The 26,355-nt window shown below is 74.3% G+C and carries 24 protein-coding genes; 8 read left to right on the top strand and 16 right to left on the bottom strand.

The features are described 5' to 3' along the window. The first annotated feature begins 42 nt into the window (after positions 1-42). Complete coding sequence (locus B4U46_RS31975) at positions 43-663, top strand: L-threonylcarbamoyladenylate synthase (RefSeq protein WP_079431086.1); 621 nt, start codon at positions 43-45, stop codon at positions 661-663. Positions 664-697: 34 nt separating this feature from the next. On the opposite strand, the gene B4U46_RS31970 is transcribed toward B4U46_RS31975, so the two are convergent. Beyond that, positions 698-1,348 (bottom strand): MerR family transcriptional regulator, encoded by a 651-nt coding sequence (locus tag B4U46_RS31970; RefSeq protein WP_079431085.1) that lies wholly within the window; start codon positions 1,346-1,348, stop codon positions 698-700. Positions 1,349-1,436: 88 nt separating this feature from the next. Between B4U46_RS31970 and B4U46_RS31965 the strand changes: the two genes are divergently transcribed. The 4 genes from B4U46_RS31965 (at position 1,437) to B4U46_RS31950 (ending at position 3,945) form a co-directional block, all read left to right on the top strand. Beyond that, positions 1,437-1,955, top strand: a complete 519-nt coding sequence (locus tag B4U46_RS31965) for a DUF4188 domain-containing protein (RefSeq protein ID WP_079431084.1) — start codon at positions 1,437-1,439, stop codon at positions 1,953-1,955. 8 nt (positions 1,956-1,963) lie between these two features. After that, positions 1,964-2,593 carry a hypothetical protein gene (locus B4U46_RS31960; protein ID WP_079431083.1) on the top strand — a complete coding sequence of 210 codons (630 nt, stop codon included), beginning with the start codon at positions 1,964-1,966 and terminating at the stop codon, positions 2,591-2,593. A gap of 75 nt (positions 2,594-2,668) precedes the next feature. Then, a complete protein-coding gene (locus tag B4U46_RS31955) occupies positions 2,669-2,902 on the top strand; it encodes a DUF6296 family protein (RefSeq protein WP_079431082.1) in 234 nt (77 codons plus the stop codon). 140 nt (positions 2,903-3,042) lie between these two features. After that, positions 3,043-3,945, top strand: a complete 903-nt coding sequence (locus B4U46_RS31950) for a carbonic anhydrase (RefSeq protein WP_185117141.1) — start codon at positions 3,043-3,045, stop codon at positions 3,943-3,945. An 87-nt stretch (positions 3,946-4,032) separates the two neighbouring features. Here B4U46_RS31950 and B4U46_RS31945 read toward each other — a convergent pair whose 3' ends face one another. From B4U46_RS31945 to B4U46_RS31895, 10 genes are all read right to left on the bottom strand, one after another. Further along, positions 4,033-5,301, bottom strand: a complete 1,269-nt coding sequence (locus tag B4U46_RS31945; protein ID WP_079431081.1) for an MFS transporter — start codon at positions 5,299-5,301, stop codon at positions 4,033-4,035. After that, positions 5,298-7,856, bottom strand: coding sequence for an ATP-grasp domain-containing protein (locus B4U46_RS39470; RefSeq protein ID WP_237293200.1), 2,559 nt, complete (start codon positions 7,854-7,856; stop codon positions 5,298-5,300). The genes B4U46_RS31945 and B4U46_RS39470 overlap by 4 nt, the downstream gene beginning before the upstream one ends. A 96-nt stretch (positions 7,857-7,952) precedes the next feature. After that, positions 7,953-8,912 (bottom strand): PLP-dependent cysteine synthase family protein, encoded by a 960-nt coding sequence (locus B4U46_RS31930; RefSeq protein ID WP_079431080.1) that lies wholly within the window; start codon positions 8,910-8,912, stop codon positions 7,953-7,955. 142 nt (positions 8,913-9,054) lie between these two features. Then, entirely contained in the window at positions 9,055-10,326 is a 1,272-nt protein-coding gene (locus B4U46_RS31925; RefSeq protein WP_079431079.1) for an SGNH/GDSL hydrolase family protein, read from the bottom strand. Between the two features lie 129 nt (positions 10,327-10,455). Next, entirely contained in the window at positions 10,456-11,328 is an 873-nt protein-coding gene (locus B4U46_RS31920; protein ID WP_079431078.1) for an RNA polymerase sigma-70 factor, read from the bottom strand. Between the two features lie 258 nt (positions 11,329-11,586). Continuing rightward, positions 11,587-12,345 (bottom strand): carbonic anhydrase, encoded by a 759-nt coding sequence (locus tag B4U46_RS31915; protein WP_079432124.1) that lies wholly within the window; start codon positions 12,343-12,345, stop codon positions 11,587-11,589. Positions 12,346-12,422: 77 nt separating this feature from the next. Further along, the gene (locus tag B4U46_RS31910; protein ID WP_079431077.1) at positions 12,423-13,019 is read right to left on the bottom strand and encodes a HutD family protein; all 597 of its coding nucleotides are present in this window, start codon (positions 13,017-13,019) and stop codon (positions 12,423-12,425) included. A gap of 54 nt (positions 13,020-13,073) precedes the next feature. Continuing rightward, positions 13,074-14,849 (bottom strand): glycosyl hydrolase family 18 protein, encoded by a 1,776-nt coding sequence (locus tag B4U46_RS31905; RefSeq protein WP_079431076.1) that lies wholly within the window; start codon positions 14,847-14,849, stop codon positions 13,074-13,076. Positions 14,850-14,960: 111 nt separating this feature from the next. Then, positions 14,961-16,475 (bottom strand): VWA domain-containing protein, encoded by a 1,515-nt coding sequence (locus B4U46_RS31900; RefSeq protein WP_079432123.1) that lies wholly within the window; start codon positions 16,473-16,475, stop codon positions 14,961-14,963. Positions 16,476-16,598: 123 nt separating this feature from the next. Continuing rightward, positions 16,599-17,261, bottom strand: a complete 663-nt coding sequence (locus B4U46_RS31895; RefSeq protein WP_079431075.1) for an NADPH-dependent F420 reductase — start codon at positions 17,259-17,261, stop codon at positions 16,599-16,601. Between the two features lie 223 nt (positions 17,262-17,484). Here B4U46_RS31895 and B4U46_RS31890 point away from each other — a divergent pair, with 223 nt between their 5' ends. Next, positions 17,485-17,946: a hypothetical protein gene (locus B4U46_RS31890; RefSeq protein WP_079431074.1), complete on the top strand. Its 462-nt coding sequence runs from the start codon at positions 17,485-17,487 to the stop codon at positions 17,944-17,946. Positions 17,947-18,005: 59 nt separating this feature from the next. On the opposite strand, the gene B4U46_RS31885 is transcribed toward B4U46_RS31890, so the two are convergent. The 4 genes from B4U46_RS31885 to B4U46_RS40115 all read right to left on the bottom strand — a co-directional run bounded on the left by B4U46_RS31885 (position 18,006) and on the right by B4U46_RS40115 (position 24,011). After that, positions 18,006-19,367, bottom strand: a complete 1,362-nt coding sequence (locus tag B4U46_RS31885; RefSeq protein ID WP_079431073.1) for an FAD-dependent oxidoreductase — start codon at positions 19,365-19,367, stop codon at positions 18,006-18,008. 169 nt (positions 19,368-19,536) lie between these two features. Then, positions 19,537-20,073, bottom strand: coding sequence for a GNAT family N-acetyltransferase (locus tag B4U46_RS31880; protein WP_079431072.1), 537 nt, complete (start codon positions 20,071-20,073; stop codon positions 19,537-19,539). Positions 20,074-20,134: 61 nt separating this feature from the next. Beyond that, complete coding sequence (locus B4U46_RS31875; RefSeq protein WP_079431071.1) at positions 20,135-21,100, bottom strand: isopenicillin N synthase family dioxygenase; 966 nt, start codon at positions 21,098-21,100, stop codon at positions 20,135-20,137. Between the two features lie 43 nt (positions 21,101-21,143). Beyond that, positions 21,144-24,011 (bottom strand): hypothetical protein, encoded by a 2,868-nt coding sequence (locus tag B4U46_RS40115; RefSeq protein ID WP_079431070.1) that lies wholly within the window; start codon positions 24,009-24,011, stop codon positions 21,144-21,146. A gap of 168 nt (positions 24,012-24,179) precedes the next feature. On the opposite strand from B4U46_RS40115, the gene B4U46_RS31865 reads away from it, so the two are divergent. Continuing rightward, on the top strand, positions 24,180-25,130 hold the full coding sequence (locus B4U46_RS31865; protein ID WP_123995195.1) for a hypothetical protein: 951 nt from the start codon (positions 24,180-24,182) through the stop codon (positions 25,128-25,130). Beyond that, positions 25,123-25,536: a peptidase inhibitor family I36 protein gene (locus B4U46_RS31860; protein WP_123995196.1), complete on the top strand. Its 414-nt coding sequence runs from the start codon at positions 25,123-25,125 to the stop codon at positions 25,534-25,536. Before B4U46_RS31865 ends, B4U46_RS31860 begins: the two co-directional genes overlap by 8 nt. A 93-nt stretch (positions 25,537-25,629) precedes the next feature. Here the strand turns inward: B4U46_RS31860 and B4U46_RS31855 are convergent, their stop codons facing one another. Then, complete coding sequence (locus B4U46_RS31855) at positions 25,630-26,118, bottom strand: hypothetical protein (RefSeq protein ID WP_079431067.1); 489 nt, start codon at positions 26,116-26,118, stop codon at positions 25,630-25,632. Positions 26,119-26,355: the final 237 nt, after the last annotated feature.

Below are 26,355 nucleotides of genomic sequence, written 5' to 3'. Positions count from 1 at the left end.
GTGGAGCGGAACGGCCCCGTCCCCGTCCCGTAGGCTCGGCGGATGGCGAAGTACTTCGACGTGCACCCCGAGAATCCTCAGCGGCGCACCATCAGCGGCGTGGCCGACAGCATCCGCTCCGGCGCGCTCATCGCATATCCCACGGACTCCTGTTTCGCGCTGGGCTGCCAGCTGGGCAACCGGGAGGGCCTGGCGCGGATCCGGCAGATCCGCGAGCTCGACGACAAGCACCACTTCACGCTCGTGTGCCAGAACTTCGCGCAGCTGGGGCAGTTCGTGCACGTGGACAACGACGTGTTCCGCGCGATCAAGGCCTCGACCCCGGGTCCCTACACCTTCATCCTCAAGGCCACCTCGGAGGTGCCGCGCCAGTTGCAGCACCCGAAGAAGAAGACGGTCGGTGTGCGGATCCCCGAGCACCTGGTGACCCAGGCGCTGCTGGAGGAACTGGGTGAGCCGCTGCTCTCCAGCACCCTGCTGCTGCCCGGCGAGGACGAGCCGATGACCCAGGGCTGGGAGATCAAGGAGCGGCTCGACCACGTGGTGGACGCCGTGGTGGACTCCGGGGACTGCGGGACCCGGCCGACCACCGTCATCGACTTCTCCAGCGGGGAGGCCGAGATCGTCCGCAGGGGTGCGGGCGACACCTCCCGCTTCGAGTAGCCAGGCAGCGGCCGGGCTCCGGGCCCGGCTCCCCTCAGGTGATCCCGTAGCGGCGGACCGTCTCCTCCTGCTGGGCGATGCGGTGCATGGCCCGGAGGATCGGTTCGAGGAGGATGGTGGCGGCGACGGCCGCCTCCACCTGCTCGGTGTCGGAGGGGTAGGTCTCCGTGAAGTCCAGGTCGTGGACGGCGACCTGGTGCATCATCCGGGCGTAGGGGGTCATCATCTCCGCGTCCCACGGATAGCCCAGCCTGATCAGCGAGGCGACGGCCTCGACCAGAGACCTGTGGTCGGGGTTGAGGGGGGCCAGTTCACGGGCGCTCTCCCAGCCCACGTCGTCCAGCAGCCGGTCCACCTCCCGCCGCGCCGTGGCCAGGGCCTCGTCCTCCTCCCCGGCGTCCGGCGCGGACGGGTGCGGCAGCGCCCAATGGGCCGCGCCCAGGCGGATCGTGCGGCCCAGGGAGTCGTCGTCCACGTGCTTGAGCACCTCCCGCGCCGCCGCCACCGAGAGCCCGCCGACCTGGAGCAGGGTGCGGACCAGGCGCAGCCGGCGCAGGTGGGCCTCCTCGTATTCGGCGGTGGTGGCGCTGATCCGTCTGCCGGGCGGCAACAGGCCTTCGCGCAGGTAGTACTTGATGGTCGCGGTGGAGACGCCACTGCGCTCGCTCAGCTCTGACAGCCGCATCCCTTGCGCCTTTCCTCGGATAGCGTCACTATCTCATCAGGCCGTGTTGGACAGCGACGCTATCCAACCCCAGACATCCGGAGGCCCCGTGTTCGCCAAGCCGGTTCCGGGCCGCGCCACGGCAGCCCTCGAGGGTGACGCCGTGGTCCTGCTCATCGGGATGCGCATCAACCGCTTCTGGGCCGTGCACTCCTGGCTGCCCGTGTTCACCGGCATGCCGCGGATGCTGCGCGAGCTGAAGAGGGACCGGGCCCGCGGACTGCTGAACCACGTGCTGCTGACGGCCTCGCCGCGCACGTACTACGTGGTCCAGTACTGGGAGTCCAAGGAGAAGCTCTACGCCTACGCGGCGGCGCCGGACGCGCTGCACCACCGGATGTGGGCGGCCGTCAACCGCAAGGACCGGGCCGGGAAGATGCGCCGGCACGTGGGCCTCTGGCACGAGACGTACGTCGTGCCCCAGGGCTCGTACGAGGCGATCTACTTCGACATGCCGCCCTTCGGGCTGGCGGCGGCCACGGGGGTGCTGCCGCTGGAGCAGCGGGGGCGCCGCGCCGCCGACCGCTTCGCCTACCGTCCGGCGGCGGCGGACGCACCGAAGCGATAGGGAGAACCATGTTCCAGCTGGGCAGTACCCGCAGCACCGCCGTACGGCGGGCCGGCCTCGTGGCGGTGCTCGGACTGAGCCTCGCGCTCGTGACCGCGTGCGACGGGAAGGGCGGGGCGTCCGGGGCGTCCTCCTCGTCGAAGGACAGGAGCGGGTCGTGGCAGGCCGGCGACTGCGGCGGCCCCGACCCCAAGCAGACGCCGGACGGCTACCGGGCGCTGGGCTGCGACGACCCCGGCGCCACCTTCAAGGCGCTGGAGGTCACCTCGGCCGGGATCCTCCCCGGCTCGGTCCAGTGCCCGGCCGGGACGGACCTGATGATCCGGGTGTCCGTGTCGTACGGGTCCTCCAAGGACGGGTCCAAGGGCGGCGGGATCCCCACCCACACCGTCTGCGGCCGCAACCTCTCCGGCGACCACCCCGGGGACGCGGGGGCCGGCGGCGGGCAGCTCGTGAAGGGCGACTGCGTCTCCTCCTCCGCGCAGGAGGTGGCCTGCGCGACCGCCGGGCACGACGCCTTCAAGGTGCTCGACCTGGTCAAGGAGAAGGAGCAGTGCCCGGCGGGCACCAGCGAGCCGATGGAGCTGACCCTCTCGATCGGGCGCCCGTACGACGTGATCTGCACGGCGCCCGTGTAGGGCGTGCCGCCGGGCCCGGCAAAGAGGGGGCAAAGCCGGAAGGCGGGCCGGGCGGGGGCGGCCCACGATGGAGACATGAGCACGGGACGCTACGAGCTGACGTTCCCCGGCGGCGCCGGGACGGGCGAGGACACCGTGGTCGTGGACCGCACCGAGGCGACCGGGCCCGGCGGGCACCCGGTGTACGCCGACGCCACGGGCATCGTCCGCGCGGAGATCAGCGACCGGGGCGAGGTCCGCATGCTGGCCACGGGCGGGCACCAGGCCCCCTCCCAGTCCGTGACGGCGCGCCCCGTACCCGGCTCCTGACCGCGCCTTCCCGGGTGTGGGCCGACGGTGCGAAACCCGGCCGCTCCCCCTCGCGCCTGCGGCCGCCACGCCCGCGCCCCGTCCGATAGTCGCCTGGGCCCCCGTACAGGGGCCCGTTCGGCGACCCCGGAGGGACAGCGATGGACAGCGCAGGACTGCCGCGCCGCACGGCCCTGCTGGCCGGCGGGCTGGCGGCGTTCGCCGTGGGCACGCTCTCGGCCTGCACGGCGACGGCCACCACCCCGTCCGGCGGTGTCAGGGGCCGCCCCGAGCCCGCCGCACCCAACCCCACGGCGAGCACGCCGGCCGCGGCCTATGCACGGCTGATGGAGGGCAACAAGCGGTGGGTGGACGGCAACCTCCAGCACCCCGACCGGGACCCGACGCGCCGTCAGCTGGTGGCCCAGAGCCAGACGCCGTTCGCGGTGGTCCTGTCCTGCATCGACTCCCGGGTGGCGCCGGAGCTGCTGTTCGACACCGGGCTCGGTGACATCTACGTCCTGCGCACCGGCGGGCAGGCCGTCGGCCCGGTGGTCACGGGCTCCGTGGAGTACGGGCCGATGACCTCCGCCACCCCGCTGGTCCTCGTACTCGGCCACCAGCGCTGCGGGGCGATCGACGCCGCGTACAAGTCGGCACGCGACGGGAAGCCCCTGCCGGGGAACCTGGAGGCGATCGCCAAGGCCCTGCGTCCGGCGTACGAACAGGCGGTCAGGGAGGGCGGCCCTGACCCGGTGGACCGGATGGTCCGCGCCCAGGTCCGGCTGACCGCCGACGAGCTGCGCGCCAATGCCGACCTCGCTCCCCTGGTCCGCAAGGGCTCCCTGGCGGTGGTCGGCGGCTACTACTCGCTCGACACCGGCGCGGTGGAGATCCTGACGGGCGCCCCGCCGGGCGGCACGGCCAGCACCACCCCGGAGCCCTCCGGGACGCCCGCCGGCACCCTGACGCCCTCCGCGGCCCCGGCCCCCAGCGGCAGCGCGACGCCCTCCGGGACCGGCCTGCCGACGGAGAACCCCCTGCCCACCGGCCTCCCCTCCTGAGCGGCTCCGCCGCCGGGAACGCCACAGCCCCCTGCCGGGCCGCGGGAACGCGGTCCGGCAGGGGGCTGACCGGGTACGACGGCGGCCTCAGGCCGGCTGCGCCCGCGCCGGCTCGGCCGGGGCGCTCTGCACCGGCTTCGGGGCCGGGTAGACCGCCTCCCGCGGCAGCCTGGGCTCCAGGCGCAGCACGCCCAGGGCCGAGACCGTCGCGCCCACCGCGAGGACCAGCCACATCGCCGTCGGCGACAGGGTGAGCAGGGCCGTGAGGACGGCCGGGGCCAGCGCGCTGGGCACCGCCCAGGAGAGCTGGTAGACGGCCAGGTGGCGGCCCCGCGTCTCCTCGGGCGCGGCCTGCGCGCACAGCGCCGAGGCCGTGGCGCCGTGCAGCAGCTCGCCCGCCGTGAACAGGACCGTCGCGGCGAAGATGCCGACCAGGATGACGGAGTTGTCGCCCACCGCGGCGAGGGTGGCGAAGACCACGAACGAGGCCGCGAACACGGCCGCGCCCAGGGCCACCGCACGGGAGCGGCGGAAGGCGACGAGCGCCCGGGTGACCGGGATCTGCAACAGCGCGATCCCGACCGTGTTGACGGCGTACAGGACACCGACCAGCGAGGTGGACGCCCCCAGGTCCTGGGTGACGTACGCCGGGATGCCGACGGCGAGCACCGTGTAGCCGAACGCGGTCGGCACGTTGAGCAGGGTCAGGGCCAGGAAGGGCCGGTTGCGCGCCACCAGCCGGTAGCCGCCCTTGCGGGAGACCCGGGTGGCCGCCGCGCCGGGGGCCGTCCGCGGGATCGGGATGGACCCGAAGCAGACGGCCGCCAGCACGTATCCGGCCGCGGTGCAGAACACGATCACGTAGTAGAACGCGTCGCTTCCCAGGGCCAGGACCCCGCCCGCGATCAGACCGCCCACGCCCAGGCCGGCGTTGCGCAGGCTGCGCTGCGCGGCGAGCAGCTTGTCCCGCTCCGTGCCCTTGACGAACTCGGCGATGAACGACTGGATGGCCGGCGGGAACGAGGTGTCGCCCAGGGCCACCAGCAGGATCACGCAGAACATCGTGTAGCCGTTGTCCACCAGCGGGTAGGTGCAGAAGCCGGCGGCCCGCAGCAGGTACCCGCCGGTGACGACGGCCTTGGCGCCGAACCGGTCGATGAGGACGCCCGCCGCCGGGTTGCTGATCAGGCCGATCACGGCGGCGGCCGTCATCAGGGTGCCCACCTGGGTCAGCGGCAGCCCCGTCACGTGGTGGAAGTACAGCAGCGACAGTGGCAGGTACATGCCGGCGCCGGTGGCGTCGACGACCATGCCCAGCATGTAGCGCGTCTTCGCCGACAGGCGGCCCCCCGTCATGACGCGTCCCCGATCACGCTGTGTTCGCGCACCCACTCGCCGAGCTCGCGCAGCCGGCGCTCGCACTCCGTGCGGTTGGGCGCGTTGCCGACGGCGGCGGCCAGGAAGTCGGAGGAGCCGGAGGCCGGGGCGATGACCTGGCCCTCCTCGGCGTAGAGCCAGAACCCGTCGAGCCAGGGCTCGTCGGGGACCGCGGGCAGCTCGCGCACCAGACCGGACCGCTTCATCATCAGCAGCTGGCCCGCCATGTGGCGGGGCCTCGGCAGCCCGGCCGGGTCGTCGCCCTTGCGTACGGCCTCGTGGAGCGGGTGACCGGCCTCGGCGCGGACGGCGTACTCGCCGATGTGCACCCCGAACAGGCTGTGGAAGACCTCGCGGATCTTGGCGCCGCCGGGGCGGCAGGCGATCTCGCACAGCACCAGACGGTCGTCGGGGGTGAGGAAGACCTCCATGTGGAAGGCGTGGTCGCGCAGCCGGGAACCCTCGGGGGCCAGGGCGGCCAGGACCCGCTCGGCGAGGTCGAGCAGGCGCGGGGTGACCGGGTCGTCCTCGTCGAGGGTGAGGTCGATGCGCGGGCCGGGGTCGGAGGCGAAGGAGGACAGGTCGTACTGGTACTGCGAGGGCCAGGCCATCGCGACGCGGCCGTCGCGCACCACGCCGTCGACGTGGCACATGCGGCCCGGGACGAAGCCCTCCAGCAGGACGTCGTCGCGCTCGCCCGCCGCGTACACCTCGCCCAGGGTCTCCTCGAAGGAGGCCTCGTCGTGGAGGATGCGCAGGCCGATCGCGTTGAAGCCGCTGCGCTCCTTGAAGACCAGGGGGAAGCCCTCGGCTTCGGCGAAGGTGCGGGCCTCGTCGGCGGTGCGGGGCTGGACCCAGGCGGCGACCTCGATGCCCGAGGCCTGGGCGCGGGTCTTCATCAGCGCCTTGTCGCGGAAGGGCTTGACGTCGTCCTTCCAGGGGCCGCGCAGCCCGAGGCGCTGGCGCAGCCGGGCGGCGAGGTCCATGTCGCCCTCGTGCAGGGCGGCCACGCCGGTGATGCGGTGCTCCGCCATGAGTTCGAGGGCGCGGGCCTCGAACTCCGGGGCGTCGAAGTCCTCGTGGATCTCCAGGCGGGTGTAGCCGAGGTTGCCGTCGGGGACCCTCTCGCCGGCGAGCTCGATCTTCTCGCGGTTGGCGAGGACCACGATGTCGCCGGTGTGGTCCGGGAGCCAGGATCGGTACGGGAACGGCTCCAGCGGGTTGCGGTGGATGATCAGCAGGTTCTCGCGGGGGGCGATCTCGGAGGGCTGCGCGAGGACGGTGGCGCCGTCGGGGTGGGCCAGGGTGATGCGGATGTGCTCGCGGATCACCTCGGCGCCGCGGCGGATCGCCGCCGTGGTGTCCTCGGCGGCGACGGCGATCAGGCCGAGCCGGTCCCAGTTGTCGGTGAGCACGCGCACGCCGTCGCCGGGCTTGGCGCCGACGGTGACGGAGATGACCCCCTCGGCGGCGCGGGCCTCGTCCAGGCCGGCGACGGACTCCACGGTGGTGCCCGGGGTGCCGACCAGGGCGCGCACGGCGGCGCCGCCGTGCGCCTGCGGCCGGTCGGGCAGCTCCTCGACCAGGCCGAAGGGGTGGCCGACGGCGAGGGTGACCAGGTCGACGCCGAAGGCGCTGCGCACCAGTTCGGGGATGGAGTCGCCGCCGATGCGGTTGTGGCCCTCGATGACGCGCGGGCCCTTGGCGGTGAGGCGGACCTCGGTGTGGCAGACGCCGTCGCGCATGCCCATCACGTCGAGGAAGCCGCGTATGCCCTCGCGTATCGCCGCGTCGTCGGCCTCGGAGAGCCGGGCCGGGACCGCGTGGCCCAGCTCGGCGAAGTGGCCGTCCGAGGTGAACTTCTCGGTGATGGTGACGATCACGTGGCGGCCGGCGAAGCTGAAGGACTCGACGCTGAACTCGGGGCCGTCGAGGAACTCCTCCATGAGGAAGTCCTTGAGGACGAAGAGGGAGGAGACCCGGTCGGTGCGGGTGCCGGAGAGCCGGGTGACCTCGTCCCAGACCCGGTCGGCGTCCTCGGGGCCCGCCACCCGCATGACGCCGATGCTCGCGGTGGCGTCGACGGGCTTGACGATGAAGGGGAAGCCGTAGGAGGCGCCGAAGGCGTCCAGGTCCTCACGGGTCTTCAGGGAGCGGGCGCCCACCGCGTGGTCCGGGTCGTGCTCGGCGACGTAGCGGCGCATGGCGGCCTTGTCCCGGATGCGGGCGGTGACCTCGTAGCCGGTGCCCCCGAGCCCGTAGAGGTCGTTGATCCGGCCCGCGTTCTCCAGTCCCGGCTCGGTGAGGGAGACGGCCGCGGCGAAGCCGGGGCTCTCGTGCCAGGCCCGCACCAGGGGCTCGACCAGGGACCACTCGGTGAAGTCGACGACCTCCACGGCCGCGGCGAGGCGGTTCTGCAGCTCGCTCACCTTGGTCGGGTGCTGAAGGAGCAGCACGTTCAGCCCCAGGTCGTGGGCCTTCTGCACGGTCTCGTCGGTTCCACCGACGAGCAGCAGGGTGCGCTCGGGGTTCATTCGCTCTCTTCTCCCCCTGCGGCGGCAGGGAATTTCGGGCTCGTACTCGGGCGGGCGTCGGGGTGCGGACGGTGGGGGCGGGGCCCGGTCGGCCGTTCAGGGCCGGCCGGCGGTGTGGTCTTCCGGCCACCAGCTGAGGTAGCGCTCGCCGCTGTCGGCGAACACGGTCGCCACGACCGCGTCCGACAGGTCGTGCCGGCGGGCGAGTTCGAGGCAGCCGTACGCGGCGGCGCCCGCGGAGATCCCGACGAGGAGCCCCGTGCGGGCGGCGAGGGCACGCGTGGTGGCGGCGGCGTCCGCGTCGTCGACGGCGATCACCTCGTCGATGAGGTGGACATCGGTGACGGGGCTGATGAAACCGCCGTTGAGGCCGGGGATGCGGTGCGGGCCGGGCGCGCCGCCGGAGAGCAGCGCGGAGCCGGCGGGCTCGACGGCGACCACCTTCAGGGCGGGGTTGCACTCGCGGAGGTAGCGTGCGATGCCGGTGAGGGTGCCGCCGGTGCCGACCCCGCACACCAGGTAGTCGACCTGGCCGCCGGAGTCGCGCCAGATCTCGGGCCCGGTCGTCTCGTAGTGGGCGCGCACGTTGTCGGGGTTCTCGTGCTGGCGCGCGTACCAGGAGCCGGGCATCTGCGCGTGCAGCTCCTCGGCGCGCTCGACGCAGGCGCGGAAGCCGAGGGTGTGGTCGGTGAACTCGACGTCGGCGCCCAGCATGCGCAGGGTCAGCACCCGCTCGCTGGAGGCGTTGGAGGGAAGGACGATCAGACACCGGTAGCCGCGGGAGGCGGAGAGCGCGGCGAGGGCGATGCCGGTGTTGCCGGAGGTCGACTCGATGACGGTGGCACCGGGCACCAGCGCGCCGGACTCCTCGGCGGCCCGCAGCATGAAGAGGGCGGCCCGGTCCTTGATGCTGGACAGCGGGTTGGCGGCCTCCAGCTTGGCGAGGACCCGGGCGGTGGCGGGCAGACCGTCGAGCTGGAGCCGCAGGAGCGGGGTGTCGCCTACGAGGTCCTCGAAGGATGCCGCGATGCGGCGGGTGGTGAGCGCGTTGTCCACGTGCCTCCCCCTTTGGTGCTGGACGTGCGGGCGGTCCTTCGAAAAGTAGCCAGCTGCGGTGGTGCGCGATTGGTGCCCGGCTCGCGGGGGGCTTGAGTCTCGCTCGCGCACCACCCGCGGTGGTGACCGGCCTGCCCCTGCCCTAGAGGGCGTTGAGGTCGACGGCTTCGGCCATCGCCCGGTAGCCGGCGTCGTTGAGGTGGAGGCGGTCGGCGAAGGCGAAGTCGGCCTTGAGCTTCTCCGGGTGCTCCGGGTCGGCCACCGCGCGGTCGAAGTCCACGACGGCGTCGTAGGCTCCGCTGGTGCGGATCCACTGGTTGACCTCGGCCCGCACCTGCTCGCCCTGCGCGGTCCAGTAGGCGGAGTCCGCGTAAGGCGGGACCGTGCCGCCGATGATCCTGACGCCGCGGGCGTGGGCCTCGCGGATCAGCTCGCGGTATCCGGCGATGATCTGCTGGGCGGTGACCCGGGGGCCGGTGGTGCAGCGGTCCTGGACCCCGTCGGGCTGGACGATGTCGTTGGTGCCCTCCAGGACGATCACGGCGGCGGTGTCGGGGCGGCCGAGGGCGTCGCGGCGGAAGCGGTTCAGGGCGCTCTCGCCGAAGCAGGGCGAGTCGGTGAGCACCTTGTTGCCGCCGATGCCCGCGTTGAGCACCGGCCGCGCGGCCCCCTGGGCGGCGAGGCGTCCGGCGAGGGCGTCGGAGTAGCGGCGGTCGGCGCCGGGGGTGGCGCCGAAGCCGTCCGAGAGGGAGTCCCCGAAGGTGACGACCGCGCTGCGGCGCGCTCCGGGGGCGGCCGGGTCCAGCACGTCGATCCCGGCCAGGTAGTACCAGGAGAAGCTCTGGCCGTCCGCGCCCGAGAAGGCGTCCGCGGCGGAGTCGCGCAGGTGGTTGCCGGCGGCCCGGAAGGAGGTGGCCATGGCGACGTTGTGGAAGGTGGCGGGGCCGGTCGGGCCCTGGAAGTACAGGGTGACGGTGAGCTGTTCGAAGGCCTGGACGGGCAGGGCGACGGCGTCGCTGGACCGCTCCGCGCCGGCCGGGAGGGTCACCGAGCCCGCGCCCCCGAAACGCAGCGTGCGGACGGTCTCCGGCCGGACGGCGGCGCCCCCGGCGCTCTTGGCGACGGTCGCGCCGGTCAGCCGCAGCGGGGTCTTGCCGTAGGCGTTGGAGAGCCGGACGCGCAGCTCGCCGCCCTGGGCCCCGGCCCGGATCACCTGGCGCACCGACTGGTCGGCGAAGCCCTCCTCGGACCAGTTGGGGAACCAGTCGGTGTGGGTGGGGGCCTGCGGGGAGGTACCCCAGGCGCTGTGCCAGGGGCTGCCGTACGCGGCTGCGGCGGGGGTGGCGGTGGTGGCGGCCGCGGCCAGGAGGGCGGCGGCGAGCGGGGCGGCGAGAGCGGTCTTGTTCTTGTTCACACCACCCTGACGCGGTCCGGCCTGCGGATGTGACAGGAGGGACGGAGTTTTTTCCGGCCGACCGGGCCCGGCCCGGCCCGGCCCGGCCTGGGCAGGGCAGGGCAGGGCAGGGCAGGGCAGGGCGGTCCTTCAGCGGCGCAGGCCCGCGAGCTTGTCCGGGTTGACCTGGATGCGGAGGTTGCGGACCAGGCCGTTCTCCAGGTCGTAGGTGAGCGCGGCGGTCGGGGCGCCGTCCAGCTCCGCGAGGACGCCGAGCTCCCCGTTGATCAGGGCGGGGGTGACGGTGACCCCGGCGTTGGCGGGCCTGGCGAGCACGCCGAAGAGCCAGCGGGCCACGTGGTCGGGCCCGTACAGCGGGCGGCGGGCGGCACTGACCTTGCCGCCGCCGTCCGACCAGGCGGTCACGTCGGGGGCGAGCATCTCCAGGACGGCGTTGATGTCGCCCCCGGCGCAGGCGGTCAGGAAGCGGTCCGTGACGCGCTCGCGCTCCGCGGCGTCGGTGTCGAAGCGCGGCCGCCGGGCGGCGATGTGCTTGCGCGCACGGGAGGAGATCTGCCGGACGGCAGGCTCCTCGCGGTCGAGGAAGCCGGCGATCTCCGCGTGCGAGAAGCCGAAGACCTCGCGCAGCACGAACACCGCCCGTTCCAGGGGCGAGAGCGTCTCCAGGACGACCAGCATCGCCATGGAGACGCTTTCGGCGAGCTCCCGGTCCTGCGCCACGTCGGGCGAGGTGAGCAGGGGCTCCGGGAGCCAGGGGCCGATGTACTCCTCCCGGGTGGCACGGGCGGAGGTGAGGCGGTTCAGGGAGAGGTTGGTGACCGTGCGCACGAGGTACGCCTTGGGGTGGCGCACCTCCGAGCGGTCGGCCTTGTTCCAGCTCAGCCAGGCGTCCTGGACGATGTCCTCGGCGTCGCTGACGGTACCGAGCATGCGGTAGGCGGTGGCGAAGAGCAGCCTTCGGTGCTCGTCGAAGGGGTCCGTCTCGGATTCGGTCGTGATCACCGTTCGATTCTGCCCGGGGTGCGGTGCCCGTATCTCCCCGGGGCCGCCGGACGGTGGGGAGTTGGGGCTAGGTCGTCTCTTTCGGATCTTGCCGGTTAAGCCCGCGTCGGTCGGTGCCGTGCATCGGCGCCTTGGCGGGGCGCCGCCGTACTGGACGTACTTGGTGCCCCGCCAAGGCTGGGGGCACCTCCCAGCGGTAGCTGGGGGAGAGGTGCGGTGCCGGGCGGCGCGGGCCAGGCGAGATCCGGAAGAGACGGCCTAGACCAGGGTGCGTACTCGCTGGTCGCGGAGGTCGTAGCGGGCGGCGGCCACGACGAGTCGGCCGGCGGAGACCGCACGGGCCAGGTCGGGTTCGGCGGCGAGCCGGTCGCGGGTGCGGCGGGCGTGGGCGTCGATGGTGGCGGCGACGCGGGCGTCGCCCTGCTGTGCGTGGTCGATGGACGGGCGTATCTGGTCGGCCAGGTACTGGATGTGGGCGGGGAGCCGGCCGCCGGTCTCGTCGGCGTGGACGGCCGCGCCGACGGCACCGCAGGACTGGTGGCCGAGGACCAGGACCAGGGGGACGGCCAGTTCCAGCACCCCGTAGGCGATGCTGCCGAGCACGGCCTCGTCCAGTACCTCGCCGGCCGAGCGGACGGTCAGCAGGTCGCCGAGCCCCTGGTCGAAGACGAGCTCGGGCGGGACGCGGGAGTCCACGCAGCCGAGGACGACGGCGAAGGGGTGCTGCCCGGTGGCGAGCCGCAGCCGGGTCGACGGCGACTCGTGCGGGTGCTCCTCGCGGAGGGTGCGCCAGCGCCGGTTGCCGGCCTCCAGTTCGCGCAGGGCCTGCCGGGGTGTGGTGGGGCGGCCGGCGGTGCCCGGCGACGGGGCGGCGGAGGCGGGGAAGGCGGAGCCGAGGGCGAGGACGGATCCGGCGGCGGCCGTACCGGCGACGGCGGTGCGCAGCAGGGCTCGCCGGCTGGGCGCGGCCCCGTCGCGCATCGGATTCACGTTCGGCGCGTGCGTGTTCGACGACATGCGCGCCAGCATGGCGCTTTACCGGCCCTTGACCCAAGCGTGCGGGAACGGTTGTCCGAAACACCCCTGTCACCGGCTCAATCGCCCGTGCCGGACGTCCGCAGTGCGACGACGGCCGTCCGGCCTGCGGTGCGGACCCGGCACGGCTCCGGCGGGGCTTGCAGCAAGACGGCGTCGTACGGGCCGAGTTCGACGGGCCCCTCCGGGTGGTCGAGCCGGGCCGGGCCGTCCAGGGCGACGACCAGGAGGGTGGTGCCCGGCGGGGCGGAGAGGGGGAGCACGCCCCGGACGACGGCGGTGTGCGCCTCGACGCGGCCGCGCCGGTACATCACGTTGAAGTTCACCACGGGACCGCCCAGCAGCCGGCAGCCGGTCGGCTCGTCCCCGGGGAAGTCGCAGGGCGCGTACCGCTCGTCCACGCGCCGGGGTGCGCCGGCGACCGTGAGGTCCATGCCGGCGCCCTCGGCGAGGGTGAGGGTGCGGTCGACTCCCGGGAACTGCGAGAAGGGTCCGTCGGCGGCGACTTCGGCGAGGCTGACCCGCCAGCCGAAGTCCTCCGTCCCGGCGCCCTCGGGCGCGGCCGCGATCTCGCGGGTGACCCCGCCGCCGTTCTTCCAGGGCACCGCGCTGCGGTCGGCGGCGCGCAGGATCCGGAGGACGGCGGGGCCGGGCATGCGGGGGTTTCCTTCCCTCGGTGGACCGGTACGGAGCCGGGCGGTGGGCCGAGCCTAACCCGCCTGGTTCACGGCGAAGTCGTCGCCGCGGACGGGGCCCTGCGCGTACCAGCCGTGGAGGTAGACCGTGACGGTTCCGGAGGCGCCGGTGGTGAAGGGCACCGTCAGCTTGGTCCAGCCGGTGGCGCTGGTCCACGTGCTGGCGTTGGCCCCGCCCCGGACGCCCAGGTAGGCGTAGCTGCCCTGGACCCAGCCGCTGAGGGCGTAGGCGGTGTTGGGGGCCAGGGTGAGGGTCTGGGCGCATTCGCCGGTGTGGGCGGAGTCGGGGTTGCCCTGGAGGGCGTACGTGCCCGCGTGGACCGGGGCCGTCACGACCGCGCCGCCGTTCTCGCAGGTCCAGGGGGCCAGGGAGCCGCTCTCGAAGCCGCCGTTGACGAGGGCGCCGCTGCCGCCGCCCGGGCCGGAGACGGTGAGGGTGAAGGCGGCGCCGTGGCTGGTCTTCCCGGCGGCGGTGACGGTGAGCGGGTAGGTGCCGGGTGCGGCGGTGGCCGAGGCGGCGACCGTGAGCTTCGCGGTGGCCCCGGCGGTGACCGAGTCGGGGGTGAGGGTGGCGGTGACGCCGGCGGGGGCCCCGGAGACGGTCAGCGCGAGGGGCTGGGCCGCACCGGAGGTCACCTGGGTGGAGACGGTGGCGGTGGCGGTCCCGCCGGGGGCGACGGAGGCGGAGCCGGGGGCCACGGAGACCGAGAAGTCGTCGGCGGCCGGTCCGCCGCCGCCGGTGAACGGGGCGAAGGTGCGGGTGAAGTACCAGGGGTCCTGGGCGATGCCGGAGCAGGTGTCGGAGCCGCCGGTGCCGGGGCAGCCGCCGTTGTCGCGCTGGAGGGCCCAGAAGGAGAGGGTGTTGATGCCCTTGGACACCGCCCAGTCGTAGACGGCGGTGGCGTTGGCGGTGGTGAAGGTCTCGGCGGGGCCGTAGTCGTCGATGCCCGGCATCTCGGTGACGCCGATCATGCCCCACAGCTGCGCGGGGGTCCGGTCCGGGTAGAGGGCGGCCAGCTGGTCGTGGAGGCCGGTGGCGGCGGTGCGGGTGTCGGCGGCCATGTCGTGGGCGGCGCCGTCGTAGTAGTCGAAGGTCATCAGGTTGACCACGTCGAGCCTGGCCCCGGCGGCCTTGGCGCTCTTGAGGACGGCCAGTCCGCTGCTCGCGAGTCCGCTCGTGGTGGTGGGGAGGGTGTAGGAGATCTGGAGGGGGCGGCCGGAGGCGGCGGCCCAGTCCTGCAGCTTCTTGATCGCCTGGTTGCGGCGGTCGACGGCCGCCTTGTCGGTCAGGGACTTGTCCTCGATGTCCATGTCGAGGCGGCTGACGTCGTAGGTGGTGACGAGCTTCTGGTAGGCGGCGGCGATCGAGTCGACGCTGGTGCAGCTGTCGGCGATCTCGGTGCCCCCGCTGTCGGCCGCGTAGCCGCCGAAGGAGGGGATGACGTCGCCGCCGCGCGCGCGGATCGCGGCGAAGTCGGCGCCGAAGACGGAGTCGGCGACGGGCTGCTGGGTGGAGCCGTTCCAGTACGGGGTGCAGGAGCCCTTGGCCTCGGTCTGGACGAAGGCCATCGTCAGGTACTTCGCACCGGACTTCTGCGCGAGGTCGGCGGGGCTGTCGGAGGAGTACGCCTCGAAGTAGGGGGCGAAGACGTGCGCGGGCAGTGGGGTGGCCGCGCGGGGAGTGGCCGCCTGGGCGGGCCCGGCGCCGGCGGCGGCGAGCAGTCCGGCGGCGGTGGCGAGGGTGGCGCAGGCCGCGCTTAAGCGGCGGAGGGCATGCTGACGCAGTCTCAACGAAGGCTCCCGGTGGGGCGCGAGCGAACGGGCGGACGCCCCATGATTGGTCTGGACCAGCCCTGGGTCAAGGGGTCCGTCCGATGCCCGCGCCAGCGGGGGCCGGGAGGCTCAGCGCAGGATGCCCGCCTGCCGGGCGGCGCGGATCCAGGAGGGGAACTCCGACAGGAGCCGGTCGTACAGCTCGGGGTCCGGGATCCGGTCGATGTCGTCCACGGCGAAGAAGCCGACGTTGTCGACCCGGCGGCCGGGCATGGTGCCGAAGCGTTCCAGCACGCCGAAGCCGGCCCTGCCGAGGCCGACGAACTGCCAGAACACCGGCTCCTCCACGGCCTCCCGCAGCTCCCGCTCGATCTCGGCGTTGCGGTAGACCCCGCCGTCGGAGAAGAACAGGACGAGGGTGGGCGCGGGCACCGGGTGGGCCCGGACGAAGGCGCGTACCTCGGCGATGACCTTCTGTTCCTCGTTCTGGAATCCCACCTGCCGCATGTCCACCTGGCCGGGGAGCAGGCCCTTGGGCGGCTTGTTGCGGCCGAAGAGGCTCATCTGGCCGACGCGCACGTGCAGCCGCAGCCACTCCGGGAGGTCGCCGATGGCGAGGTCGGGCAGCCGGGCGGGGTTGGTGGCGAAGGTCCAGGCCTGCATCTCGCCGTCGTCGTCCAGCTGCGCGGCGACCGCGGCCATCCGCTCCACCACGCCCGCCACGGTGCCGCGGGCGTAGAGGGTGCTCATCGAACCGGAGGCGTCGAGCACGAGGACGACACGGGCGGTGACGTCGGTGGCGCCGGCCTTGCGGAGGCTGACGGCCACCTGCTCCTTGCGCAGCGAGAGGCGCTCGCGCATCTCCGGCGGGAGCCACTCCTCGCCCTTGACCAGGCGTACGACGGCCTCGGCGGGCGCCGGGCCGGTACCGGGGAGCGTGGCCGGGGCTGGGGCCGGAGCTCGCGTGGCCGCCGGAGCCAAGGGCCGTACCGGCTCGGGGGCCGGGACCGGGGCCGGGGAGGGGTTCGGCGCGGACGCGGGCCAGGACGTGGGCGCGGCCGGGGGCCGGGCCGGGGCGGGAGCCGGCGCGGAAGACCGCCCGGGCACCCGGGCCTGAGGGGGTGTCGGGGCCGGCGGGGCGTCGTCCACGGTGATGCCGTAGTCCGTCGCCAGTCCCGCGAGGCCGCTCGCGTACCCCTGGCCGACGGCCCGGAACTTCCAGGCGCCGGCCCGCCGGTAGAGCTCCCCGCCCACCAGGGCGGTCTCCGGCCCGGCCTCCATCGGGAAGTGGGCCACCTCGGCCCCCGACACCGCGTCGAGCAGCCGCAGCCGGAGCCCGGGGACCTGGCCGAAGGTGCCGCCGTCGGCGGAGGCGCACAGCAGTACGCGCTCGATGTCCGGCTCCAGGGCGGCCAGGTCGACCTCGAGCGCGTCGGCCCCCGGCCGCTTGCCCGCGTGGCGTACGGCGCCGGAGGCGTGCCCGGGTTGGTTGTAGAAGACGAAGTCACCGTCGGAGCGGACCCGTCCGCGGCCGGTCAGCAGCAGCGCGGACGCGTCCACGTCGGGCACGCCCGGCCCCGCGGACCAGCCGAGCACGGCTCTGACGGAGGCTGCCGCGACCGGCAGGTTGGCGCCTTTGCTCATGGTCGTCACATCGCACAGTCTGCCAAGTGGATCCTTCCCCGGGCAGCCGAACGCGGACGGGCGGCGGCCCGGACCGCCGGATCCGGAGTCCGGAGTCCGGGGTCCGGGCCGCCGCCCCGGTGCTCAGCCGCTGAACTCCGGCGTGCGGACGGGCGAGGCCTCGGCCAGGGCGCGGGTGACCCCCTCGACGCCCGCGCGCAGCCCGTAGACGGGGGTGGCGGGCTGCTGGCGCCAGGAGTCGTCGATGCCGCCCGCGTCGACGGTGTCGAAACCGAGCTCGTCGATCAGCGCGCGGACGGCCTTCTTCGCCCCCTCGTCGTCACCGGCGACGGGCAGGGCCATGCGGTCCGGGTCGCCGGCGGGGCGGGGCCGCTCCAGGAGGTCGATCGCGTAGGTGCCGTTGAAGGCCTTGACGACCGGGTGGCCCAGCTGGCGTTCGATCCAGCGGCTCTCGGTCAGGCCCTCGTCCTCGACGGCGGCGATGCGGCCGTCGCGCTCGCGCGGGTAGTAGTTGTTGGTGTCGATGACGGTGAAGCCCTCCGCGGCCCCCTCGAAGATTCCGGCGGGCAGTCCGGGCACGTTCTTGAAGGGGACGGTGACCACGACGATCTCGGCGCCGCGGGCCGCCTCGGTCACGGTGACGGGGGTGGCCCCGGTCTCCTCGGCGAGGGCGGCCAGGGTCTCGGGGCCGCGGGAGTTGGCGACGCGGACCTCGTGACCGAGGGAGGTGAGCCGGCGGGTGAGGTTGCCGCCGATGTTGCCGGCGCCGATGATGCCGATCTTCATGAGCTCTCCAGTGCGTACGGAGTCGGATATCGCGTCCTTCGCAACCTCCGGCCCCTCCACCGCATTCCGCCGCCGCCCGGACCCGGGGGAACAGATCACCCGTACGGGCGAAATCCCGCCATCTCCGGGACAAGGAGAACCTGTTGCCGTCGTGTCCGCGTCTTCCGGGGCAGCCGGGGACCGTACCGGCAGCAGCACGCGATCAGGGGAAAGGTACCGACCGATGCTCCAGTTCCCGTCCAAGCGCGCCACGTCCGCAGCCCTCGCCGCCACCGCGGGTGCGGCCGCCCTCTCCTTCGCCCTCGTCTCCGGCACCTCGGCCACGGCCGCCGCGCCGCCGTCCGTCTCCGGCAGCCCGGAAGGCGCGTTCACCCGGATCGCCGATTTCTACGGCTCCTACATCGACGCGGTCTACGACGGCGACGGCCGGACCGCGGACCAGCTGCGCGCCTTCTACCTCTCCGAGCCCCTGCGGCGTGAGCTGACGCAGTGGGAGGACGCCAACCACGCCGACGGGGTGCTGCGCGCGCAGAACGTGCCGCTGAAGTGGAAGGTGACCTCCGTCGACAGCGGGATGGGCAAGACCAACGCCGCCATCACCCTGACCTGGAGCGGCACCACCACGACCACGGTCCACGTCCAGGCCGACCTGGCGACCCGGAAGATCACCTCGATCCGGGACTGATCCCGCACGCGCCGGTGGGGCCCGCCCGGGGCGGGCCCCACCGGTCGCCGGGCGGCGTCTCAGGCGCCGCTCGCCCCGAGCATCTCCTCGCGCTCCACGATCTTCACGCGCTCGCGGCCCTGCGGCTCGCCCAGCGCCTTCTCGGCGGCGTCCAGCGCGTACCAGCCCTCCCAGGTGGTGTAGCGGACCTGCCGCTCGGCGAGGAAGGCCTCGACCGCCTCCGGCTCGGGGGCGGCGGGGGTGAGGAGCCGGCCCCGGGCGTGGTCCTCGAGGAGGTTGGCGACGGTCTCGTTGGCGTCGCCCTTGGTGTGGCCGATCAGGCCGATGGGGCCGCGCCGGATCCAGCCGGTGACGTAGGTCGAGGCCATGTGCTCGCCGCCCTCCATCACGCGGCCGCCCTCGTCCGGGACGGTGCCGGACTCGACGTCCCAGGGGAGCTTGGGCAGTTCGTCGGAGAGGTAGCCGACGGCCCGGTAGACGGACTGGACGTCCCAGGTGGTGAACTCGCCGGTGCCCTTGACGTTGCCCGTGCCGTCGAGCTCGGTGCGCTCGGTGCGCAGGCCGACGACCTTGCCGTCCTCGCCGAGGATCTCGGCCGGGGACTCGAAGAAGTGCAGGAACAGCTTGTGCGGTCGGTCGCCGATGTCGCGGATCGCCCAGTTCTCCAGGGTCTTGGCGACCATGTCCGCCTGCTTGTTGGAGCGGCGGGTGGTGATCGAGCCCTCGTCGTAGTCGATGTCCTCGGGGTTGACGATGACCTCGATGTTGGGCGAGTGGTCGAGCTCGCGCAGCTCCATCGGGCTGAACTTCGCCTGCGCGGGGCCGCGGCGGCCGAAGACGTGGACCTCGAGCGCCTTGTTGGCCTTGAGGCCGTCGTAGACGTTCGGCGGGATCTCGGTGGGCAGCAGCTCGTCGGCGGTCTTGGCGAGGATGCGGGCGACGTCGAGGGCGACGTTGCCGACGCCGAGGACGGCGACCTTCTCGGCCTCCAGCGGCCAGGTGCGCGGCACGTCCGGGTGGCCGTCGTACCAGGAGACGAAGTCGGCGGCGCCGTAGGAGCCGTCGAGCTCGATGCCGGGGATGCCGAGGGCCCGGTCGGCGGTGGCGCCGGTGGAGAAGACCACGGCGTCGTAGAAGGAGCGCAGCTCGTCGAGGGAGATGTCGCCGGGGTAGTCGACGTTGCCGAAGAGGCGGACCTGCGGCTTGTCGAGGACCTGATGCAGGGCGGTGATGATGCCCTTGATGCGGGGGTGGTCGGGGGCGACCCCGTAGCGGATCAGGCCGAAGGGGGCGGGCATGCGCTCGAAGACGTCGATGGAGACACCGGGGTCGGCAGCCGCCTCGGACTTCAGCAGCGCGTCGGCCGCGTAGATACCGGCGGGGCCGGCGCCGACGATTGCTACCCGCAGAGGGCGAGGCATGACTGGGTTCCCTTCGACCGACAATCTGACTGATCAAGGAAACCCTAAACTAAGGCGACCCTAACCCCGTACCCGCCTCCCGTTTATGCCCCCATAAGACGATCTTATGGCAAGCCAAAGTCCGACTTCTGCCTGACCGTACCCTGACCCCGGACACGGGGCTCCGGGATCAGCCCGCGTATTCGGTCAGGTCGAGGCTGTGCAGGGTGACCGGCGCTCCGGTGGCGGGGTCGGCGGCTTCGCCGTCCTGGGCCATGCCGAGCTTGCGGATCACGTTGGCGGACTCGTCGTTGCCGGCCCGGTTGACGGCGACCACCCGGTCGAGGCCGCGGTCCTGGAGGGCGAACTCCAGGGTGGCCTGGGCCGCTTCGGAGGCGTAGCCCTGGCCCCAGAAGGGCCGGCCGATGCGCCAGACGATCTGCACCTGGTGTCGCGTCTGGGGCAGGTCGTCATCGGCGGCGGACAGGCCGACGGCCCCGATCAGCTCGCCGGAGGCCAGCAGCTCGACCGCGAAGACGCCGAAGCCCTCGTCGTCCCACTCCTCCTCCCAGAGCTCGATGGTCTCGGCGGTCCCGTCCAGGTCGAGGACGGAGCCGTCGCCGATCCAGCGCATCACCTCCGGATCCGAGGTGATCTCCGAAAGGGGGACGAGGTCGTCGTCGGTCCAGCGGCGCAGGAGCAGGCGGGGGGTGCGGATCTCGGTCATGCCCCCCATCCTGCCGAACCGGCCGCGACCAGGGGTAATCGGGGCCGGGCCGCGGCCGGGCTCAGCCGACGGTGATCTGGTCCAGCTTCGCGCGCAGGTAGGCGTGCGAGTCGACCGGCTCGTGCGCCACCCGGCCCACCGGGGCGGGCAGGGGTTCCACACGGGTGTGGGCGTCGCACTCGTAGAAGTAGACCAGCGAGACCAGCTCCTCCGCCGGGGCGTGCGCCGGTGGCGGCAGGACCCGGTGGCGGCCCGCCCGCCACCGGTCGCCGGTCCAGCGGGCCAGCAGGTCTCCGATGTTGACGGTGAGCGCCGCCGGATCGTACGGGGCGTCCTGCCAGCCGTCGGCATCGGTGTGGATCTGGAGCCCGCCCGCGCCCTCCTCGCGGTCCAGGACGGTGACCGTGCCGAAGTCCGTGTGTGGCCCGATCCGGAACTGTCCGGGCAGCGGCTGCCCGACGGTCTCCGCGCCGGGGTACCAGTTGAGGTTGAACCCCCAGGTGGGGTGGCCGGTGTGGCGGGTGAAGTGGTCCTCCGGCAGGGCCAGGGCCACCGCGAGCAGTTCCAGCAGCTCGTCGGAGAGGGCCCGCATCGCCGCCAGGTAAGCGGTCACGGGCTCCCGCAGGCCCGGTACCTCGGCGGGCCAGACGTTCGGCCGGAACCATTCGGCGTCCACCGAGGGCACGCCGGTGGGCTCGTCGGCCGCGAAGGACCAGGACTCCTTCAGGTCGGGGGGCGAGGCCGTCCCCTCGGCGTAGCCGTTGGCCTCGGCGCCGGGGCCGAGCCAGCCCCGTCCGCCGACGCTGACCGCGTACGGCTGCTTCACCTCGGGCGGCAGCCGGAAGAAGGACCTCGCGGCCTCGCGGATCCGGGCGGGCAGGCAGGGGTCCACCCCGTGCCCGGTGACCAGCAGGAACCCCGCCGATCGCAGCGCCTCGTCCACCCGGCCCGCGATCCGGGCGCGTTCGGCGGGGCCGCCGGAGCGCCAGGGGCCGAGATCGATGACGGGGACCTGGGAGCTCGCCATGGAAGCCTGCCTTCCGCACGGGGACGTGACGAACAGTAGGGGTTCAGGGGCGTTCGAGGCCGCTGCACGGCGGCGAGTAGTCCAGATAGGGCATGTACGAGGCCCACTGCGCGCGCGTGATCCGCGGGCCGGTGTGCGCGCAGGCCCCGGCGAGGGCGCGGTCGAGGTCGGTCGCGGCCAGCCGGAGGGTGCTGTCGTAGCCGCCGGAGGCCAGGACCGTCCCGTCGGGGCTGAAGGCCACGGAGCCGACGGCGGTGACATGGCCGGTCAGGGTGGCGAGCGGCGCGGGGCGGGCGCCGCGGGCCACGCTCCACAGCCGGACCGTCCGGTCGTCGCTCGCGCTGGCGAGGGTGCGGCCGTCGGGGCCGAAGGCCACCGCGCCGACGACGTCGGTGTGCCCGGTCAGGGTGGCGAGCGGGGCGGGCCGGCGCGGCTCGGTCAGGTCCCAGAGCCGGACCGGGGTCCGGCCGCCGGAGGCGGTGGCGAGGGTGCGGCCGTCGGGGGCGAAGGCCACGGAGAACACGGGGGTGTCGTGGCCGCCGACGACCGCCAGCGACTCGGGCCGGGTGCGGTCGCCCACGTCGGTCAGCCAGACGGTGGTGTCCTCGCCGCCGGTGGCGAGGATCCGGCCGTCCGGACTGAAGGCCACCGCGCGCACGGTGTCCCGGTGTCCGGGCACGGCGGCGGTCTCGGCGGGACCGGTGGGGTCGGTGACGTCCCACAGGCGGACGGAGCCGCCCGCTCCGGCGGTGGCCAGGGTACGGCTGTCGGGGCTGAAGGCGAGGGCGCGCACGTCGCTCTCCCGCGCGGGGAGTCCGGCGGCGACGCTGGCGTGGGCGGGGTCGGTGACGTCCCAGAGCCGGACCGCGCCGTCGGCCGCGGCGGTGGCCAGGGTGTGGCCGTCCGGCCGGTAGGCGAGGGCGCGCAGGGGGGCGCCCTCGCCGCCGAGGGTGGCCACGGGGTCGGGCCGGCCGCCGCCCCGGGTCTGCCACAGCCGGGCGGTGCGGTCCCCGCTCGCGGTGGCGAGCTGGCGGCCGTCGGGACGGTAGGCGACGGCGACGACCTCCTTGGCGTGCGCGGGCAGCGAGGTCATCAGCGCGGACAGGAGGCCGTCGCGGGTCCGGGCGGTCGGCGAGAGCCGGTAGGCCGTCAGACCCAGCTGGACCGCGAGGCCCGGTTCGGCCGCGGCCACGCCGGCGGAGGTCTCGGCGAGGTTCTGGGCGACCGCGTCGTTGCGCTGCCGGGTGACCTCGTCCTCCGCGCGTACGGCGCTGCCGGTGGCGACGGCGGCCACCACGACGAGGCCGGCGAGCGCGCCGACCAGCAGCCGCAGCCGGCGGGTGCGGCGGCGGGCCGAGTCCCCGGCGGCGGCCTCGGCGGCGGTGCCCGCGGCCAGGAACTCCGCTTCCGCGGCGGTCAGGACGGGGCCCCCGGCGGCGGTGAGTTCGCGGGCCAGGGCGAGCGGGGCGCCGCGGAGCAGGGCTCCGGGGTCACGGCCCACGGCCTCCCAGGCGCGGGCGGCCTCGGCGAGCTGGCGGTGGCGGCGCAGCCGCTCGCGGTCGTCGGTGAGCCAGCCGCGCAGCCGGGGCCAGGCCCGGATGAGGGCCTCGTGGGTGAGCTCGACGGCTCCGTCGCCGAGGGTGAGCAGGCGCAGGGCGGCCGCCCGGGCGAGGACGGTACGGGTGTCGGCGTCCTGGCCGAGTTCGGACCGGTCGACGGGCCGTTTGGTGTCCTCGGTGCCCTCGCCGAGGGCGATGAGGTGGACGAAGATCCGCCGGGCCAGGCGCTGCTGGGGGGCGGAAAGGGAGTCGTACAGGGCTTCGGCGGACTGGGCGAGGGCCCCCTCGAAGCCGCCGGCGGCGTGGAACCCGTCCAGGGTGAGGGCCGCGCCCCGGCGCCGCCGCCAGGTCTCCAGCAGGGAGTGCGAGAGCAGCGGCAGGACGCCGACCTGGCCGTGCGCGTGGGCGACGAGGGTGGCCTGGAGGCCTCCTTCGACGGTGAGTCCGGCCCGGCGGGCGGGTTCCACGACGGCCCGGCGCAGTTCGGCGGCGCTCATCGGGCCGACGACGACCTGGGCCTCGCGGAGCACGTCGACGAGTTCGGGGTGGCGGGTGCAGTGGGCGTAGAAGTCGGCGCGCACGCCGAGGACCACCCGGCAGCCGGAGCCGGGGCGCCGGGCGGCCGCGACGAGTCCGGTGACGAACCGGGTGCGCTCGGCGGGGTCGGCGCAGACGGTGAAGACCTCCTCGAACTGGTCCACGACCAGCACCCGTTCGGCCGTACCGGGGCCGGTGGCGGGGTCCGTGCCGGGCTCGGGGGCGGCGGCGAGGGCCCGGCGGGCGCGGTCGAGCGGGTGCGGGCCGGGGGTGAGGACGGTGACCTCGCGGGCCGGGGTGTCGGCGTGCAGCCGGGGCAGCAGGCCCGCGTGCAGGAGCGAGGACTTGCCGGCCCCGGAGGCGCCGACGAGGGCGACCACCCGGTGCCGGGTCAGGGCGTCGAACAGGTCCTCCACGAGGCGTTCGCGGCCGAAGAAGAGGGCCGCGTCCTCGGTCCGGAAGGGCGCCAGGCCGACGTACGGGAGCCCCTGCGCGGCCGGCGCCCGCGGCGCGCCGGCCCCGGCGGGGCGCGGTCCGGCGCCGTCCGCGGCGAGTTCCACGGCGGCGGCGTGCCAGCGGGCTTCCCACTTCCCCACGTCCCCGCCGCAGGCGCGGACGTAGGCGAGGGTGACGTCCAGGCTGGGCAGCCGGCGTCCGGCGGCGGCGCCGGACAGGGTGGCGACGGAGTAGTGGGCGCGCTCGGCCATGTCGCGGTACGGCGGCGAGCCGGCCTCGTGGCGCAGCCGGCGCAGGGCGGTGGCGAACTCCAGCAGAGGCCCGTCCTCCCCTTCCAGCGGACGTTCCTTGCGTGCCATGCGCCACCCCTTCCCCCGGGCCCGCTTTCGACCTGCCGGGGTGGATTGTTCAGCAATTGTTTGTTCAGTTCCAGGGCGCCGACGGCGAACAACGCGGGACGGCTACACCTGGGTCGGACGGCGGACCGCACAGGGCGGCGCCCACACCCTCGGAGGGGGTCGGGACGGATGAGGCGAGGACGAACGGCCCCGGTGGCGGCGGCCCTGACGGCGGCGCTGGCCCTGGCCGGATGCGCGGCCTCAGGGGCTCCGGAGCCGGAGCGGGCCGCCGCGGCGGAGCGGGCGTCCGCGGCGGAGCCGACCGCCGGGCAGTCCCGCGTCCTGGCCCGCGCCGAGCAGATCCTGATCAGCCGCTGCATGTCCGCGCGGGGCTTCGCGTACGCCGTCACCGAGCCCGTCCGGGAGGAGGGGGCCGCACGCTCCTTCCCGTACGGGGTGGACGACGTGGACTGGGCCCGCGCCCACGGCTACGGCGGGCGGGCGGAGCGGGCCGCGGCCGAGGCCCGGGCGGCCGACCCCAACCAGCTCTACTTCCACCGGCTCCCGGCCCGCGAGCGCGCGGCGGCCCGGACCGCGCTGATGGGCGCCTCCCCCACGGGCCTGTCGGCCACCGCGCCCACCGGCATGACCCTGACGGCCAGTACCGACGGGTGCATCGCCCGGGCGCAGCGGACCCTTTACGGGGATCTGGCCGCCTGGTTCCGCGTCAAGGTCGTCACGATGAACCTGCGGCCCGCCCGGGAGGAGCGGGTGCGCCACGACGTCCGGTACGCGGAGGCGGTCGGCCGGTGGGCGGCCTGCATGAAGGAGGCGGGCCGGCCGTACGCCTCGCCGGCCGATTCCCGGCAGGCGGCGGCCGCCCTCGCCGACGGCCTCCCGCCGGACCGGGCCGACGCCGCCGAGACCGCCCTGGCGGTCACCGAAGCGACCTGCGCGACCAGCACTCCGCTGGGCCGGGTCTCCCAAGCTCTGGACCGTGCCTACGGGGAGGAAGTTCGCTCGCGCCACCAGGACGACATCACCCTCGGCCACCGGCTCCAGAACGCCGCGCTCCCGACCGCGGAGCGCGTCGTGTCCCAGTTCGACCGAGCGACATCATCCGGAGGTTCCCGTGGATAAGTTCCGTACGACGATGCTGGCCTGCGCCCTCGCCCTGCCCCTGCTGGCCTTCCCCGGCGCGCTGGGCACCGCAGCCGCCGCCCCGGCCGACGCCTCCGGCGTGGCGGCCGACGGCAACTACTGGGTGTGGGCGGACACCAACCGGGGCGGTCCGGCCTGCGGCTGGAGCGGCAACGACGCCGACTGGCGCACCTGTGGCGCCGGGAACAACTTCGACATGAACGACCGGGCCTCGTCCTGGTGGAACAACGGCTACTCGGGCGCGCTGGGCGACGTCCGGGTCTACGAGGACATCAACTACGGCGGGGCCTCGACCTGTGCCCCGAACGGCTCGGCGGGCAACATCCCGTGGGAGTGGAACGACCGGATCTCCTCCCACAAGTGGGTGACCAACTGCGGCTTCTGACCCGCCGCGCCCCCACGGCCCGCCGCCCCCACCGGGCGGCGGGCCCCGGCGCGGGGCGGACCCTTCCGTGGCCCCCCGCGGCGCGGGCGGCCGCTATCCGGGCAGTTCCGTCCCGCAGCGGGAGCAGTAGGCGGCCGCGGGTTCGGTGGTGAGGCGGCCGCAGGCGGGGCAGACCCGGTTCAGGAGGCAGGCCGGTTCGCCGCCCTCGGCGGGGGCGGCGGGGGCGATGCCGAGGCCCGGGCGGCGGGTGTGCACCGTCAGGTACGCCAGGCCCTCGGGCCCCGCCGTCAGCGCGCGCCGGGTGCCGCGCGGCAGCCAGCACGCCGAGTGGGGCCGCAGCGCGTGCGGGCCGTCCGGCGTGTCGAGCCGGCCCCCGCCGGTCACGACCACGAGCAGGACGTCGAGAAGGGGCTCGGTGTGCTCCTCGATGGCCGCGCCGGGCCGCAGCCGGACCAGGTTGGAGTCCAGTGCGCGCCCGGCGCCGGTGAGCCGCCACAGCGCTCCGGTCGAGTCCTCACGGGCTTCGGCGATCACCGCGTCGAGGTCCGTCAGGACCCCGGCGGGGCGGGGTGGGGTCATCATCCGTGCCGGTCCTTCCCTGCTTTCGGCCTGCCTTCGCAGTCATACACGATCACGTCGGCCGCCCCGCCGCGGTTCGCCGCGGGTCCTCCTCCCGGGGGACGGCGGCCGCCCCCGCTGCCGGGCCGTGCACACGTGGCCGATACAGTCATGTCCGGATCGCGTCGGCCGCACACGCGCCGGCCGCGCGGCCCCGCCCTCCGGTCGACCACCGCGACGGGTGCGGCCGCCCGCCCTCCC

Source organism: Streptomyces katrae, assembly GCF_002028425.1.
GTDB classification, from domain to species: domain Bacteria; phylum Actinomycetota; class Actinomycetes; order Streptomycetales; family Streptomycetaceae; genus Streptomyces; species Streptomyces katrae_A.
Note: the sequence above shows the minus strand (reverse complement) of the source record. Positions and strands in the feature narration are given on the sequence as shown.